This is a genomic window from Gordonia sp. L191 (assembly GCF_030077625.1).
GTDB classification, from domain to species: domain Bacteria; phylum Actinomycetota; class Actinomycetes; order Mycobacteriales; family Mycobacteriaceae; genus Gordonia; species Gordonia polyisoprenivorans_A.
This window is the reverse complement of sequence record NZ_CP125996.1, coordinates 3,398,558-3,411,682: the sequence shown is the minus strand read 5'-3', so window position 1 is coordinate 3,411,682 and position 13,125 is coordinate 3,398,558. Positions and strand designations below refer to the sequence as shown.

12 protein-coding genes are annotated in these 13,125 nt (G+C 67.2%); 7 read left to right on the top strand and 5 right to left on the bottom strand.

Features of this window, described 5'->3' with window-relative positions:
* Both QNM97_RS15420 and QNM97_RS15415 read right to left on the bottom strand, forming a co-directional pair.
* Complete coding sequence (locus QNM97_RS15420; RefSeq protein ID WP_283819255.1) at window positions 1-1,098, bottom strand: alanine racemase; 1,098 nt, start codon at window positions 1,096-1,098, stop codon at window positions 1-3.
* Complete coding sequence (locus tag QNM97_RS15415; RefSeq protein ID WP_283823219.1) at window positions 1,095-3,023, bottom strand: SDR family oxidoreductase; 1,929 nt, start codon at window positions 3,021-3,023, stop codon at window positions 1,095-1,097. Before QNM97_RS15415 ends, QNM97_RS15420 begins: the two co-directional genes overlap by 4 nt.
* Before the next feature lie 249 nt (window positions 3,024-3,272).
* Here QNM97_RS15415 and QNM97_RS15410 point away from each other — a divergent pair, with 249 nt between their 5' ends.
* Both QNM97_RS15410 and QNM97_RS15405 read left to right on the top strand, forming a co-directional pair.
* Window positions 3,273-3,830, top strand: coding sequence for a TetR/AcrR family transcriptional regulator (locus tag QNM97_RS15410; RefSeq protein WP_283819254.1), 558 nt, complete (start codon window positions 3,273-3,275; stop codon window positions 3,828-3,830).
* Between the two features lie 82 nt (window positions 3,831-3,912).
* Window positions 3,913-5,508 carry a carboxylesterase/lipase family protein gene (locus QNM97_RS15405; RefSeq protein WP_283819253.1) on the top strand — a complete coding sequence of 532 codons (1,596 nt, stop codon included), beginning with the start codon at window positions 3,913-3,915 and terminating at the stop codon, window positions 5,506-5,508.
* Here QNM97_RS15405 and QNM97_RS15400 read toward each other — a convergent pair.
* Window positions 5,501-5,632, bottom strand: a complete 132-nt coding sequence (locus QNM97_RS15400) for a hypothetical protein (RefSeq protein ID WP_283819252.1) — start codon at window positions 5,630-5,632, stop codon at window positions 5,501-5,503. The genes QNM97_RS15405 and QNM97_RS15400 overlap by 8 nt on opposite strands.
* Before the next feature lie 318 nt (window positions 5,633-5,950).
* Between QNM97_RS15400 and QNM97_RS15395 the strand changes: the two genes are divergently transcribed.
* The 5 genes from QNM97_RS15395 to QNM97_RS15375 all read left to right on the top strand — a co-directional run bounded on the left by QNM97_RS15395 (window position 5,951) and on the right by QNM97_RS15375 (window position 11,579).
* The gene (locus QNM97_RS15395; RefSeq protein ID WP_283819251.1) at window positions 5,951-6,472 is read left to right on the top strand and encodes a glyoxalase superfamily protein; all 522 of its coding nucleotides are present in this window, start codon (window positions 5,951-5,953) and stop codon (window positions 6,470-6,472) included.
* A 218-nt stretch (window positions 6,473-6,690) separates the two neighbouring features.
* Entirely contained in the window at window positions 6,691-7,266 is a 576-nt protein-coding gene (gene def, locus QNM97_RS15390; protein ID WP_283819250.1) for a peptide deformylase, read from the top strand.
* Window positions 7,267-7,320: 54 nt separating this feature from the next.
* Entirely contained in the window at window positions 7,321-10,578 is a 3,258-nt protein-coding gene (locus QNM97_RS15385; RefSeq protein ID WP_283819249.1) for an error-prone DNA polymerase, read from the top strand.
* 101 nt (window positions 10,579-10,679) lie between these two features.
* Entirely contained in the window at window positions 10,680-10,907 is a 228-nt protein-coding gene (locus QNM97_RS15380) for a DUF167 domain-containing protein (protein WP_014359505.1), read from the top strand.
* Window positions 10,908-11,129: 222 nt separating this feature from the next.
* Entirely contained in the window at window positions 11,130-11,579 is a 450-nt protein-coding gene (locus QNM97_RS15375) for a hypothetical protein (protein WP_014359506.1), read from the top strand.
* A gap of 16 nt (window positions 11,580-11,595) precedes the next feature.
* Here QNM97_RS15375 and QNM97_RS15370 read toward each other — a convergent pair whose 3' ends face one another.
* Both QNM97_RS15370 and QNM97_RS15365 read right to left on the bottom strand, forming a co-directional pair.
* Window positions 11,596-12,060 (bottom strand): tRNA (cytidine(34)-2'-O)-methyltransferase, encoded by a 465-nt coding sequence (locus QNM97_RS15370; protein ID WP_283819248.1) that lies wholly within the window; start codon window positions 12,058-12,060, stop codon window positions 11,596-11,598.
* Window positions 12,061-12,065: 5 nt separating this feature from the next.
* On the bottom strand, window positions 12,066-13,067 hold the full coding sequence (locus tag QNM97_RS15365; protein ID WP_283819247.1) for a serine/threonine dehydratase: 1,002 nt from the start codon (window positions 13,065-13,067) through the stop codon (window positions 12,066-12,068).
* Window positions 13,068-13,125: the final 58 nt, after the last annotated feature.

The window sequence follows — 13,125 nt, the reverse complement described above, 5'->3', positions numbered from 1 at the left end:
TCAGCTGTTGCGGCCGCGGGCGGCGACGCGCCACGACAGTGAGTGTTCCCCTTGGCCTTTCACGATCAGGTCATCGACGAGGTTCACGGCCGTGCACACGTGGTTGGGGATCACCTCGATCCGGTCTCCCGGATCGGGGATACTCGCCGGCCCCTCGGGGTCGTCATCCTCGGGGTAGTCGATGGTGGCGTGATGTTCCGACAACGCGGTGATCCGGGCTCGCGGGGAGTCGAGGACATGCCCGAAACCCGTTGCCCACCCAGGCCGGTCGGCGCCGAGGATCTTGCTGCCGGCATCGACGATCACCCGCGACCGCGATCGGTGGACCACCGTGGTGACCGCGGTCAGCGCCACCTCGTCGACGGTGGCGCTGCCCAACTCGACCTGCTGGGCGTCGTTGAACGGGTAGACACCTGGCCGGATCTCAGTGAGAGCTCCGGCCTCGGCGAACTCGACCGTCGGGGTCGATCCGCCACTGATCACCCGGGGATCGATACCATTGTCGCGCAACGACGCTGCCGCGTCGCGCAACGCCACCGCCTCGGCGGCGCCGGCCTCGGCGCGCGCCGTTCCCGGACCGTATCCGTGTCCGGGGAAGGTGAACACACCCACCACGTCGAGGCCCGCGGCGGCTGCTGCTGCCGCCACATGCCCGGCCTGTTCGGCCGCCACCCCGGTGCGGTGATGTCCGGAATCGATCTCCACGAGCACCTCGAGATGTGTATCGGGCCGTGCGACCTCGGCGGCGAGGCGGTGCGCTCCGGCGATCGAGTCGACACCCACGCGCATCGACGCCGCGCGAGCGAGTTCGCGTAACCGCGCACCCGTGTGGGCGGTCACCCACAGCGGGTAGGCGATGAACAGATCGCGACACCCGGTTTGTTCTGCCGCGGCCGCGAACACCTCGGCCTCACCGATGGTTGCCACCGTCAGACCTGCGGCACCGCAGCCGATCTGGAGCTGAGCGATCTCGATGCACTTGTGGGTCTTGGCATGTGGGCGCAGTGCCACGCCGAGGTCGGCGCATCGTCGTGCCATGGCCGTGAGGTTGGACTCCAGGCGAGCGAGATCGACTGCCAGATACGGGGTATCGATCACGGGGTGTCACCGGCTGTGGAGTTCTCCAGAGCAGCGGTTGATTCGCGGCTGAGGAGGTAGTCCTGATGCATGATCCGGGTGGTCAGCCGTGGGGCGAAGCGGTGGCCCAGGTCGGCGAGGTCACCCAGTGGTGTCGACACCCGTTGTGGCCGGCGCAGAATCGCATCCAGCACGCGCGAGGCACCCTTGTCGACCGACCACACCCCGGCCGAGTCCCGGTACTGCTCGGTCGGCGCGATCATGCGTGTCCGAACCAGCGGGAGCCGCACATGGGAGACCGTCACGTGATCGGACAAGGTCTCGGCGGCGACCGAATCGCTGAACGCCTCCAGTGCCGCCTTCGACGCCGCGTACGCGCCGAACCGCGCGCCGCGCGCCTGCACGGCGATCGAGGTGACGTTGACGATGTGGCCACTGCCGCGTTCGACCATGTGCGGCAGCAACGCCAGCACCAGATTGACCGCACCGAAGTAGTTGACCGCCATCACTCGGTGATAGTCGTGGGAGCGATCGACGGCGTTGATGGTCGCCCGACGGATGGAACGGCCGGCATTGTTGACCAGGATATCGACGTGACCGTGGTCGACGATGACGGTCTTCACCATGGCGCGCACCGACTCTTCGTCGGTGATGTCACAGACGAACGGGAACGCCTGTCCGCGAGGGAGTCCGGGCTTGGGTGTTGCCGAATTCACCTCGAGTGCCGCGGATTCCAGCTCCTCGGCGTGACGCGCCACGATCAGCGCCGTGGCACCTCGCTCGACGCACATGCGGGCGGTGGCCTTGCCGATACCGGACGAGCCGCCGGTGATCAGGACGACCTTGCCGACGAGCGGACCGCGCGGATCGGATCGCCGATGACGCGCCGGGTCGAGAGCGCGCTCCCAGTACCGCCAGAGCAAGGGTGCATAGTCGTCGAATTCCGGTGGGCGAATCCCGAATCGGGCCAGCCGTGCGATGGTCAGGTCAGAGCGGAACGTCACGGGCAGGTCCATGCCGTCGAGCAGGGCGGGCGGGATACCGACCTGGCGGGCAATGAGGTTGCGGCCGAGGCGTAACGGGGGAGTGCCGGCCAACGACGTGGCGCGTCCGACGATCTGGTGGGGGATCGCGTTGATGCCCTTGGGGGCTCGAAGGGATGGGGCCAGCGCGTTGTACATCTCGGTGATCGACACCTCGCGGCGGTCCCCGAGGTGATACACCCGGCCGCCGGATTCCGGGTCGAGACCGATCAGGGCGACGAGGGCGTCGACCACATAGTCCACCGGCACCATGTTGATGCGTCCGAGGTCGGGAAACGGGAGACGCAGTGCCGCAGGTAGTTTCCCCAGCAGGCGAAGATGACCGAAGAAGTAGTACGGGCCGTCGATCTTGTCCATCTCGCCGGTACGGGAGTCGCCGACCACCACCGACGGGCGATACACACGCCAGCGCAAACCCGCACGCTCGCGAATGACCTTCTCGGCCTCGAATTTGGTGCGGTGGTAGGGCGTCGGGAAGGACTGGCCCAGATCGAAATCCTGCTCGGTGAACTCGCCCGCGTGATCACCGGCCACCGCGATCGACGAGATGTGATGGCACATCGCATCATGGGCGACGGCGAAGTCCGCGACCCGTGCGGTGCCCTCCACGTTCGCGGCATGCTGGCTGGCCGCGTCGGCTGTCATGTCGTAGATCGCGGCGAGATGGACGACGTGGTCGACCTCGATGTCGTCGTCGACTCCGAGGCCGTCGACGGTGAGATCCCCGATGATCGGGTGGACGCGGTGCGAACCGGGGAAGCTACGCACGGTGTCGACGAACCGGGGCAGGGAGCCCTGGCGGACGAGCGCGTGGATCTGCGCGTCGGGATCGGTTGCGAGTAGTTGTCTGATGACGCGGCGTCCGATGAATCCGCTGCCACCGGTCACAAAGTACGAGGTCACGGTGAACTCCATGTTCGCAGGCTGACGAAAAACACCATTCTTACCGGACAGTAAGATCGGTGTGCTGGTTCACACCTTGTCACTCCGAGCCATCGCAGGCAAGGGTCTGGTGGCTCGCGCGGCGGTCGGTGCGCCACAGGCATGGAGGCTCGCGGATTAATTTCCCACCCCTGGTAAATGATTGCCAGGGGTGGTAGTTTTGCGGTGGTGGCCGCTACTTCCATGATCGCTCGGGTGCGTCGGCAGCAAATGATCGAAGCTGCTGTCGAGGTCATCGACCAGATCGGCGTCAGCCAGGCGTCACTGGTGCGCATCGCACGACAGATGGGTGTCAGCCGCAAGCTGATCACCTATCATTTCGACAGTCGCGCGGCACTTTTCGCGGCGGTTGTCGAGCAGATCTATGATCTCGGCCGCAGTGAGGTCCAGCCAGAGGCCAACGCGGCGCGGTCGCCGGAGGCGATGCTCACGGCGTTCATCCGCGGCAGCATCGCCTTTTGCGCTCGCCACGTGCGAGAGATGAGAGTTCTCTCGGCGCTGTATGCGTCCGACGATCCCGACGCCCCGAACCGCGGCGAGAGCGATCATCACCGAGAGGAGATGACAGCGGTGGATGCGATCCTCACCGGCGGGCAGGAAGCCGGCCTGTTCCGGACTTTCGACGTGGGGCTGGCCGCCGATCTCGTGCGCGTCACGCTCGACCTCGGGCTGCGGCGGATCATCGCCGGCGATCCGCCGGCGGCGGTGGCCGAGGAACTCGACCGATTCGTGCTGGCGGGGCTACGGGCCGAGCAGTCGAGGATCTGACCACGCGGATCTGACCACCGCGGATTCGACACCCGCGGATCTCCAGCCCACGGAGGGCGACATGACACAGTGCCTGAGACGAATGAGTTCGACCATCACGCTGCTCGCCGTCATCATCGTCGGCGGTGTGGCGTGCACGAGCGCCGATGACTCCACACATGCTGCGCCGCTGCAGGTGTCGACCAGCAGTGGCATCCTGCACGGCCGCACGGTCGGGGCCACCCGTCAGTTCACCGGTGTTCGCTATGCCCAAGCGCCCACCGGGGATCGGCGCTGGGCGCCACCGGTCCCGGTGTCGGACCCGAAAGCCGATGTCGACGCCACCGGTGTGGCGCCGCAGTGCCCGCAGGCGGCGACGCCGGTACCGGGGAAGCCACCGGCCACACAGGGCGAGGACTGTCTGTACCTGAATGTGACCACGCCGCAACGGATTCCCGATGGCTCATCGCTACCGGTGATGGTGTGGTGGCACGGTGGTGGATATGTCAGCGGGTCCGGATCGTCTTACGACGCACAGCGTCTGGCCGACGCCGGTGACGTCGTCGTGGTGACGGTGAACTACCGGTTGGGGATCTTCGGCTATCTCGGACTGCCGGGACTCGCCGGATCCGGTGACTTCGGATTCGCCGATCAGCTCCAGTCGTTGCGCTGGGTACACGACAACGCCCGGGCATTCGGTGGCGATCCCGGCAATGTGACCGTGTTCGGTGAATCGGCAGGCGGAATGTCGGCGTGTGCGGCCCTGACCTCGCCGGCCGCCAAGGGTCTCATCAGCAAGGCGATCATCGAGTCCGGTTCGTGCGCATTGGATTTCCCCACCGGAAGTCTGTTCCCCGGAGTTCCGCAGTCACGTCCGTATGCGCCCCTCGAACAATCGGAGGCCACCGGTGTACAGGTTGCGGCATCGTTGGGCTGTGCCGGTGCCGACACCGTGGGTTGCCTGCGAGGCCTGCCCGTCGAGAAACTGCTGACCCAGAACGAGACGTTCTCGAACGGACTCGCCTACGGCACCGCACTGCTGCCCACGAGTCCGGCCACGGCCGTCGCCGACGGCAACACCCTGCGCATCCCGGTCATCACCGGCGGAAACGTCGAAGAGAACGGCGCCTTCACCGCGGGCGCGGTCACGGCAGACCCGCACGCCTACACCGCCGAGTCCTATCCGGCCGACCTACGGGCCGCCTACGGGGACCGGGCACAGGAGGTCGCCGCGCGGTATCCGCTGTCGTCGTTCTCGTCCGCGCCGGCCGCACTGGCGCGGGTGTTCACCGATTCGGGCTGGTCCTGCCCGACCCTCCGGGCGGCGCACGACTTGTCCAAACATGCGACGACCTTCACCTACGAATTCGCCGATGCGACAGGGCCGAACGTGAGCGGTGGGGACAATCCGGCAGTGCCCAAGGCGGCTTTTCACGCCGACGAATTGCCGTACCTGTTCGGCCTGAACGGCACCAACCTCGTTCCGCATCCTCCCCAGTCCACGCTGTCGGCGGCGATGATCGAATACTGGACGTCGTTCGCGCATTCGGGCACTCCCACGGCCGCCGACCAGCCGCAGTGGCCGTCGGTGTCGGGGGCGTGCGGTCCGGTGCAGTCCTTCGCGGCCGACGGAGTGCACGGCGTTGACTTCCGTGCCGAGCACCAGTGCGACTTCTGGGATTCGGTGCCGATCACATGACGCCGACAGCGCTCTCCGCGACGTCGACAGCGCCCTCCATGACGCCGACAGCGCCCTCCACGCCGCCGACAGCGCCCACCACGACGTCGACAGCGCCTTCCACGACGTCGACAGCGCCTTCCACGACGCCGACAGCGCCCCGCGAAGCGCTGTCGCGAGTCTGGAGAGCGCTGTCGGCGTTGTACGGAGCGCTGTCGCGGTGGGTTCTCGGCTCGCGACGAGGGGCTCGCGAACTGCGTGCTCGTCACATACGCCGGAGATCGGTGACATACTCGGGTACGGCCTGCGGACGCCCGCCTTCTCCACCGTTCATCCCGGCATGGTGAAGCTCCGCTGACAACACTTTCGAGTCCCGACGAGCTTCATCGGCGGCCCGGCGGCAATGGAGAACCCGACCTTCGATCACTGACGTATCGTCTACCGCCGCACCAGGAGTCGTCTCATGGATAACCACCTCAGCCCCAAGGCCATGGCCGTCACGTTGCGGGCACGCCTCGCAGAATCGGACGTGACGATCACTCATTCGCGCGCGCTCGAAATCGTCGCGGCACAGTTGGGTTTCCGCGACTGGAACACGTGTGCGGCAGCGTCGGAGAGTTTCTCCGATCCCATCACGGTTCCGATTGTGCGCACATTTCCCGGTGACGAGGCCGACCGCTTCTACCTCGACTTCCTCGGGTTCGGTGTGGACTGGGAGCATCGCTTCGAGCCGGGAATGCCCCTTTATCGCCAGGTGTCCCGGCACGGGTGCGTGCTGCACCTGTCCGAGCATCATGGCGATGCCACACCCGGATGTGCGGTGCGCATCCGCGTGCGTGACGCCGCTGCTCTGCAGCGTCGGCTGCATGACAGCACGATCTACCCGTTGCGGATCGGACTCGTCCACGAGCCGGGGCGGGACGAGGTCCGAGTGCCCGATCCCTTCGGCAATCGACTGATCTTCTTCACGCCCACAGGGCAATAGTCGTCTGCGTCGACGGCGCTCGCCCACGCCTCGAGAGCGCTCGGTAAAGCGCTGTCGCGACTCGGCAAAGCGCTGTCGCGACTCGGCAAAGCGCTGTCGCGAGTCTGGAGAGCGCTGTCGGCGTTGTCCAGAGCGCTGTCGGCGTGGAGAAGGGCGCTGTCGACGGTGTGCGACGAACCCGGGTGACGGCACGCTCATCAGCGGAGGAAACTGTGTGCATGCCTGTCGATGAATTGCTGAAGATCGGAACCGTGCGCACCATCGTCGCCTGGGGCGATCCGGTGTTGCATCGCGCGGCGCGCCCGGTGACCGACTTCGGCCCGGAATTGCAGACGCTGCTGGCCGACATGTTCGCCACCAACACCGCGGCGTCCGGGGCGGGCCTGGCCGCGGCCCAGATCGGGGTGGACCTCGCGGTCTTCATCTACGACTGCGGCGACGAGACCGGAACGCGACGGACCGGGGTTGTCTGCAATCCCCGCCTCGAACTGGCCGAGGGGCGCGACCGCCGCCTCGTCGACTACGACGAGGGGTGCCTGTCGTATCCGGGCGCGTACGCCACCTTGCCGCGTCCGTCTGTCGCCACCTGCCACGGTGAGGACCAGTTCGGCGAGCCGGTGACGATCACCGCCGGCGGGCTGTTGGGCCGGTGTCTGCAACACGAGACCGATCATCTGGCCGGAATGGTGTTCGGCGATCGGCTCACCGCCCGGGCTCGCAAGGGGCTGCGACGGATGCGCGACGAGGTCGCCGACCGCTACCCCGACGACTGGCCCGTCTCGCCGAAGAGCTGAGGGGTCTAGGCAGCACCAACCACGTAAATCGAACGCATGTTCTATACTCGATGAGTGGGTTGGAATCATGGACCGCCGACCTGGTCGGAGATGGAGCGAGTGCTCTCCGGCCGCTCGCGAGCCGGTGAGCGGCCCGGTGAGTTCTTCGGCCCCGGTGACGGCGGTGACTCCCCGGCATGGTCGCGTAAACGCGGACCCTATGTCGCGCCCGAGATCGATCAGGAACCCTCGGGTGTGCCCTACGCCGAACTGCACGCGCACAGCGCCTACAGCTTTCTCGACGGGGCGTCGATGCCCGAGGAGATGGTCGCCGAGGCGCAGCGCCTCGATCTGAAGGCATTGTCGATCACCGACCACGACGGTTTCTACGGAGTTGTCCGATTTGCCGAGGCCGCAAGGGAATTCGGGATGCCGACGGTCTTCGGCGCCGAGCTGTCCCTGCAGCCCGATGTGGCGCGGACCGGTGTCAACGACCCGCCGGGCGAGCACCTGCTCGTCCTGGCCCGAGACGGAGAGGGCTATCGCAGGCTCTCGCGGCTGATCGCCGACGCGCACATGACCGGCGGCGAGAAGGGGCTGCTGCGCTACGACCCCGACCGCCTGACCGACCATGGTGGTCATTGGCTCGTGCTCACCGGCTGCCGCAAGGGGTCCGTGCGCCGAGCCCTTGAGCGGGGCGGACGCACGGCTGCGCAGAAAGCTCTCGGCGATCTCGTCGACCGTTACGGCCGCGACGGTGTGGCCGTCGAACTCATCGCCACCGGCCAGCCCGACGACGACGAACGCAACGCCGTATTGTCCTCTCTGGCCGGTCTGTTCGCGTTGCCGACGGTGGCCACCACCGGTGCGCATTTCGCTGGTCCGCCCCAGCGACGTCTGGCGATGGCGATGGCCGCGGTTCGCGCCCGCACCGACATCGACACCATCGCCGGGTGGATGCCCGGGGTCGGCGGTGCGCATCTGCGCAGCGGTGACGAGATGGCGCGATTGCTGTCCGCGCATCCGGAGGCCATCGACAACGCGGTGCACATCGCCGGTGACTGTGCCTTCGAATTGGGTTTGATCGCACCGCAATTGCCACCCTTTGACGTGCCCGACGGTCACACCGAGGCCACCTGGCTGCGTCACCTCACGATGACCCGGGCACTCGGCCGATACGGCACGCCCGCCCAACATCCACAGGCCTACCGGCAGATCGAACACGAACTCGCGATCATCGAAACGCTCACGTTCCCCGGCTATTTCCTGGTCGTCGCCGACATCGTCGATTTCTGCAAGAGCACCGACATCCTATGCCAGGGCCGCGGCAGTGCCGCGAACTCCGCGGTCTGTTATGCGTTGGGTATCACCAACGTCGACCCGGTCGCCAACGAGCTGTTGTTCGAACGGTTCCTCGCTCCCGAGCGTGACGGCCCGCCCGACATCGACGTCGACATCGAGTCCGACCGTCGGGAAGAGGCCATCCAGTACGTCTATCGCCGGTACGGCCGTGACTACAGCGCACAGGTGGCCAATGTGATCACCTATCGCGGCAAGTCCTCGATCCGTGACATGGCCCGTGCTCTGGGATATGCACCGGGACAACAGGATGCGTGGGCCAAGATGCCCGACCACGCGCCTGCCGACGTCACGCGTCTGGCGGGTGAGATCGCCGGTATGCCCAGGCATCTGGGTATCCACTCGGGCGGGATGGTGATCTGTGATCGGCCGATCGCCGACGTGTGCCCCACCGAGTGGGCCCGGATGGCCGATCGTAGTGTGCTGCAATGGGACAAAGATGACTGTGCGGCAATCGGTCTGGTGAAGTTCGATCTGCTGGGGCTGGGTATGCTCTCGGCGCTGCACTATGCGATCGACCTGGTTGCCGAGCACAAGGGCATCCACGTCGATCTGGCGCAGCTCGATCTCACCGAGGAAGCCGTCTACGACATGCTCTGCCGCGCCGACTCGGTGGGGGTGTTCCAGGTCGAGTCGCGCGCTCAGATGGCCACGTTGCCCCGTCTCAAACCGCGCTGTTTCTACGATCTCGTGGTCGAGGTGGCGCTGATTCGGCCCGGGCCGATTCAGGGCGGGTCGGTGCATCCCTACATCCGCCGCCGTAACGGCGACGAGCCGGTCACCGTCGAACACCCGTCGATGCTCGGGGCTCTCGAACGCACACTGGGGGTTCCGCTGTTTCAGGAGCAACTCATGCAACTCGCGGTGGACGTGGCAGGGTTCGACGCCTCCGAGGCCGATCAGCTGCGCCGGGCGATGGGCTCCAAGCGCTCGCCGGAGAAGATGCAACGGTTGCGTCAACGGTTCTACGAGGGCATGCGCAGCACCCACGGCATCACCGGGCAGGCTGCCGACCACATCTACGAGAAGATGGCGGCCTTCGCCAATTTCGGTTTCCCCGAGAGTCATTCGCAGAGTTTCGCGTCGCTGGTGTTCTATTCGTCGTGGTTCAAGCTGCATCATCCGGCGGCCTTCTGCGCAGCGTTGCTGCGTGCACAACCGATGGGGTTCTACTCGCCGCAGTCTCTGGTCGCCGACGCCCGGCGGCACGGGGTGCGGGTACACCGGCCCGACATCAACCGCTCACTCGCCGAGGCGACGTTGGAGAACGCGGGGCTCGAGGTGCGGCTCGGTCTGGCTGCGGTCCGCGGGGTCGGCGAGGAGGTGGCCGAGCGTATCGTGCTCGCCCGCAACGCCGATGGTGATTTCACCGGGGTCACCGACCTGTCCCGGCGTGCCGCGTTGAGCACCCGTCAGCTCGAGGGACTCGCTGGTGCGGGCGCGTTCGACTGCTTCGGGCTGAGCCGACGCCAGGCCCTGTGGGAGGCCGGAGCCGCGTCGAGCGCCCGGGCCGAACACCTCGACCTGCATCAGGCGGCGGCGACCCCGACCCTGCCGGGCCTGTCCGACGTCGAATTGGCCGCGACCGATGCGTGGGCGACCGGGGTGACCCCGACGGCGTACCCCACCCAGTACCTGCGGCCGCGGCTCGACGCACTCGGCGTGATCCCCGCCGACGGGCTGTTGTCGGTACCCGACGGGTCGCGGGTGCTGGTGGGCGGGGCGGTGACCCATCGCCAGCGCCCGGCCACTGCCTCCGGGGTGACCTTCATCAATCTCGAGGACGAGACCGGGATGGTCAATGTCGTCTGCTCGGTGGGCTTGTGGATTCGCCAGCGCGAGCTGGCGACCTCGGCGTCGGCATTACTGGTGCGCGGCAAGGTGCAGAACGCCGAAGGGGCCGTCACCGTGGTCGCGGACCGATTGCAGCGCATGGATCTTCGGGTGGGGACGCGATCGCGGGACTGGCAGTGAGCGGTGCGTGTGGGTCGCCTCGGGCGGCCACACCGGGCATACGGCACAATCGTCACCGAGCCTGCGCCGCGGGCGGGACGTGACGATTCGAGGGGTGGAGAATGCCACAGCAGGTGGTGGTGACGGTGAAGCCGAACAGTCGGAAGGGCCCATTGGTGCAGACCGGTCCGGACGGCTCGATCACGATCTACGTGCGTGAGCCCGCCACCGAGGGCAAGGCCAACAAGGCGGTCGCCGAACTTCTCGCCGCCCACCTGGGTGTCCCGAAGTCGCGGGTGAACCTCATCGGCGGCGCGACCTCACGCACAAAACGCTTCCGGGTCGCCTGAGGAGGGTTTCTCGGGTCTCCGCACGCGAGCCGCGGGAAGTGGCATCATCGGGTCATGTCACCCGACTCCCCGTCGCACTCGAAATCCGCGGTGCGACAACAGGTTGCGCAAAGAGAAGAATTACCCCATACCGGAGAATCCGGCGCCGTGCCCACTGGGCCGGCGCAACACGCCTACGGGCAGGTCGGTGACGCCGATCTGTCCGCGGCCCGGCTGCCGTGGGTGCGCTTGCGACGGGCGTGGCGCGGGTCGCTGGAGCCCGGCGAACAATCCGCGGTGTTGTCGTGGGCGGCTTTCACCACGACGTTCGTCACCGCGCGCGGCATCACGCACTGGATTCGCGCCGGTCACGGCCCCGCCGGCGGTGGAATGAGTCTGGGTGGACACCACTTTCACCACTACAACATCGGAATCGGCTTACTCGGAGCCATCGGTGCCGTCGCGGTGCGTGGAGCCGAACGACACCGTCGCCACCCGGCGACCGCCATCGCCTACGGCACCGGGGTTGGTCTCATCGTCGACGAACTGGCCCTATTGCTCGATCTCGAGGACGTCTATTGGGCCAAGCAGGGCCGCACCAGCGTGGACGCCGCCGTCGCCATCATCGGCGCCGGTGGATTGGCCGTCGCCGGAATGGCCTTCTGGCCGGAGGCGCGCAAAGCGCTGCGCTGAGGAACGTTCGCAGGATTCACACCGCCCCGTCGAATCCCTGTTGCCGCCATGCCTCATAGATCGCGATACTCGCCGCGTTCGCGAGATTGTGCGAGCGCCGGCCGGCGAGCATCGGGATGCGGACGCGGTCGGTGATCTCCGGCTCTCCGAGAACCTCCTCGGGCAGTCCCGTCGGCTCGGGGCCGAACAGCAGGACGTCGCCGGGACGATAGTCGACGTCGGTGTGATAGCGCTGCGCATGTGCGGTGAACGCGAACACGCGCTGCGGCTTGAGTGTCGTCCAGGCCGTGACCAGGTTGGGATGCACTGTCACCGTGGCCATCTCGTGGTAGTCCAAGCCGGCTCGTTTGACCTGGGCGTCGGACATCGAGAACCCGAGTGGCTCGATCAGATGCAGCTCGCATCCGGTGTTCGCGGCCAGCCGGATCGCGTTGCCGGTGTTGGGCGGGATACACGGTTGGTAGAACATGATCCGGAACATGGCAGTCATTGTGCCGGGTGCAGGTCGTCGAGCCGGGTGTTGGCCCCGCACAGGACGATGCAGAGCGTGGAATCGGCCGTTGGTTCGACGGCGCCGGTGGTGACCGCGGCGACGGCGGTGGCCGTGCCGTGCTCGATGACGATCCGGAAGCGGTCCCACATCATCCGGCGGGCCGCGACGAGGTCGGCGTCGTCGACGACCACGGAGTCCACGGCCCGGTCGGCGATGGTCGCCCAGCAGATGCCACCGACCCGACTCGCACCCAGCGAATCCGCTGCGATGCTGTCCAACTCGACCGTGACAGGCTCTCCGGCCGTTCGGGCCTGATGCAGACACGAGGCGCCGATCGGTTCGGCCCCGATGAGCCGGTCACCGGGCCGCAGGGTGGCGGCGAGCCCGGCGAGCAGGCCGCCGCCGCCGACACAGGCGACGGTCTGCAACCTGCGTCCCGGGAGGTCCTCGGCCACCTCGAGGCCGATGGTGCCCGCGCCGGCCACGATCGTCGGCAGATCGTAGGCGTGCAACAGCAGTGCGCCGGAGTCGGCGGCCTGCGCCGCGGCGGCGTCGGCGGATTCCTGATACCGAGTGCCGATGAGCCGCACCGTCGCCCCGAGTGAACGCAGCGCCGAGACCTTGACCGCCGGTGCGGTCTCGGGGACCACCACGGTTGCCGGAACATCGACGAGCCGGGCAGCCCACGCCGCACCCAGGGCGGCGTTGCCGCCGGAGGCCACGAGAACCCCGGCCTCGGGCAGGGCATCGCGGGCGTCGGCGTCGAGCACCGCGTTGAGGCTGCCGCGCACCTTGAAGCAGCCACCGAGCTGGGTGTATTCGAGTTTGAACACCACATCGACCGGCCCGCCGACCGTGTCGAGCGTGGTCTCGAGCAGGGGAGTCCGCCGCAGCCGGCCTGCGAGTCGTGCACGAGCGGCCATCACATCGGCAGCGGTGATGGCGCCGGGAGTGGCAGCGTGAGCGTGGTCCGGATCGGGTGCTGCGGGCGACATGAGCGCAGGCTACCGGCCCGGCCGGGCGAGTCGGCGTGGCACGGAATGGAACAATGGT

Coding starts and splice junctions, on each gene's coding strand:
- QNM97_RS15410 (WP_283819254.1), top strand. CDS start 3,273: ATGATCGAAGCTGCTGTCGAGGTCATCGACCAGATCGGCGTCAGCCAG.
- QNM97_RS15405 (WP_283819253.1), top strand. CDS start 3,913: ATGAGTTCGACCATCACGCTGCTCGCCGTCATCATCGTCGGCGGTGTG.
- QNM97_RS15395 (WP_283819251.1), top strand. CDS start 5,951: ATGGATAACCACCTCAGCCCCAAGGCCATGGCCGTCACGTTGCGGGCA.
- def (WP_283819250.1), top strand. CDS start 6,691: ATGCCTGTCGATGAATTGCTGAAGATCGGAACCGTGCGCACCATCGTC.
- QNM97_RS15380 (WP_014359505.1), top strand. CDS start 10,680: ATGCCACAGCAGGTGGTGGTGACGGTGAAGCCGAACAGTCGGAAGGGC.
- QNM97_RS15370 (WP_283819248.1), bottom strand. CDS start 12,060: ATGTTCCGGATCATGTTCTACCAACCGTGTATCCCGCCCAACACCGGC.
- QNM97_RS15365 (WP_283819247.1), bottom strand. CDS start 13,067: ATGTCGCCCGCAGCACCCGATCCGGACCACGCTCACGCTGCCACTCCC.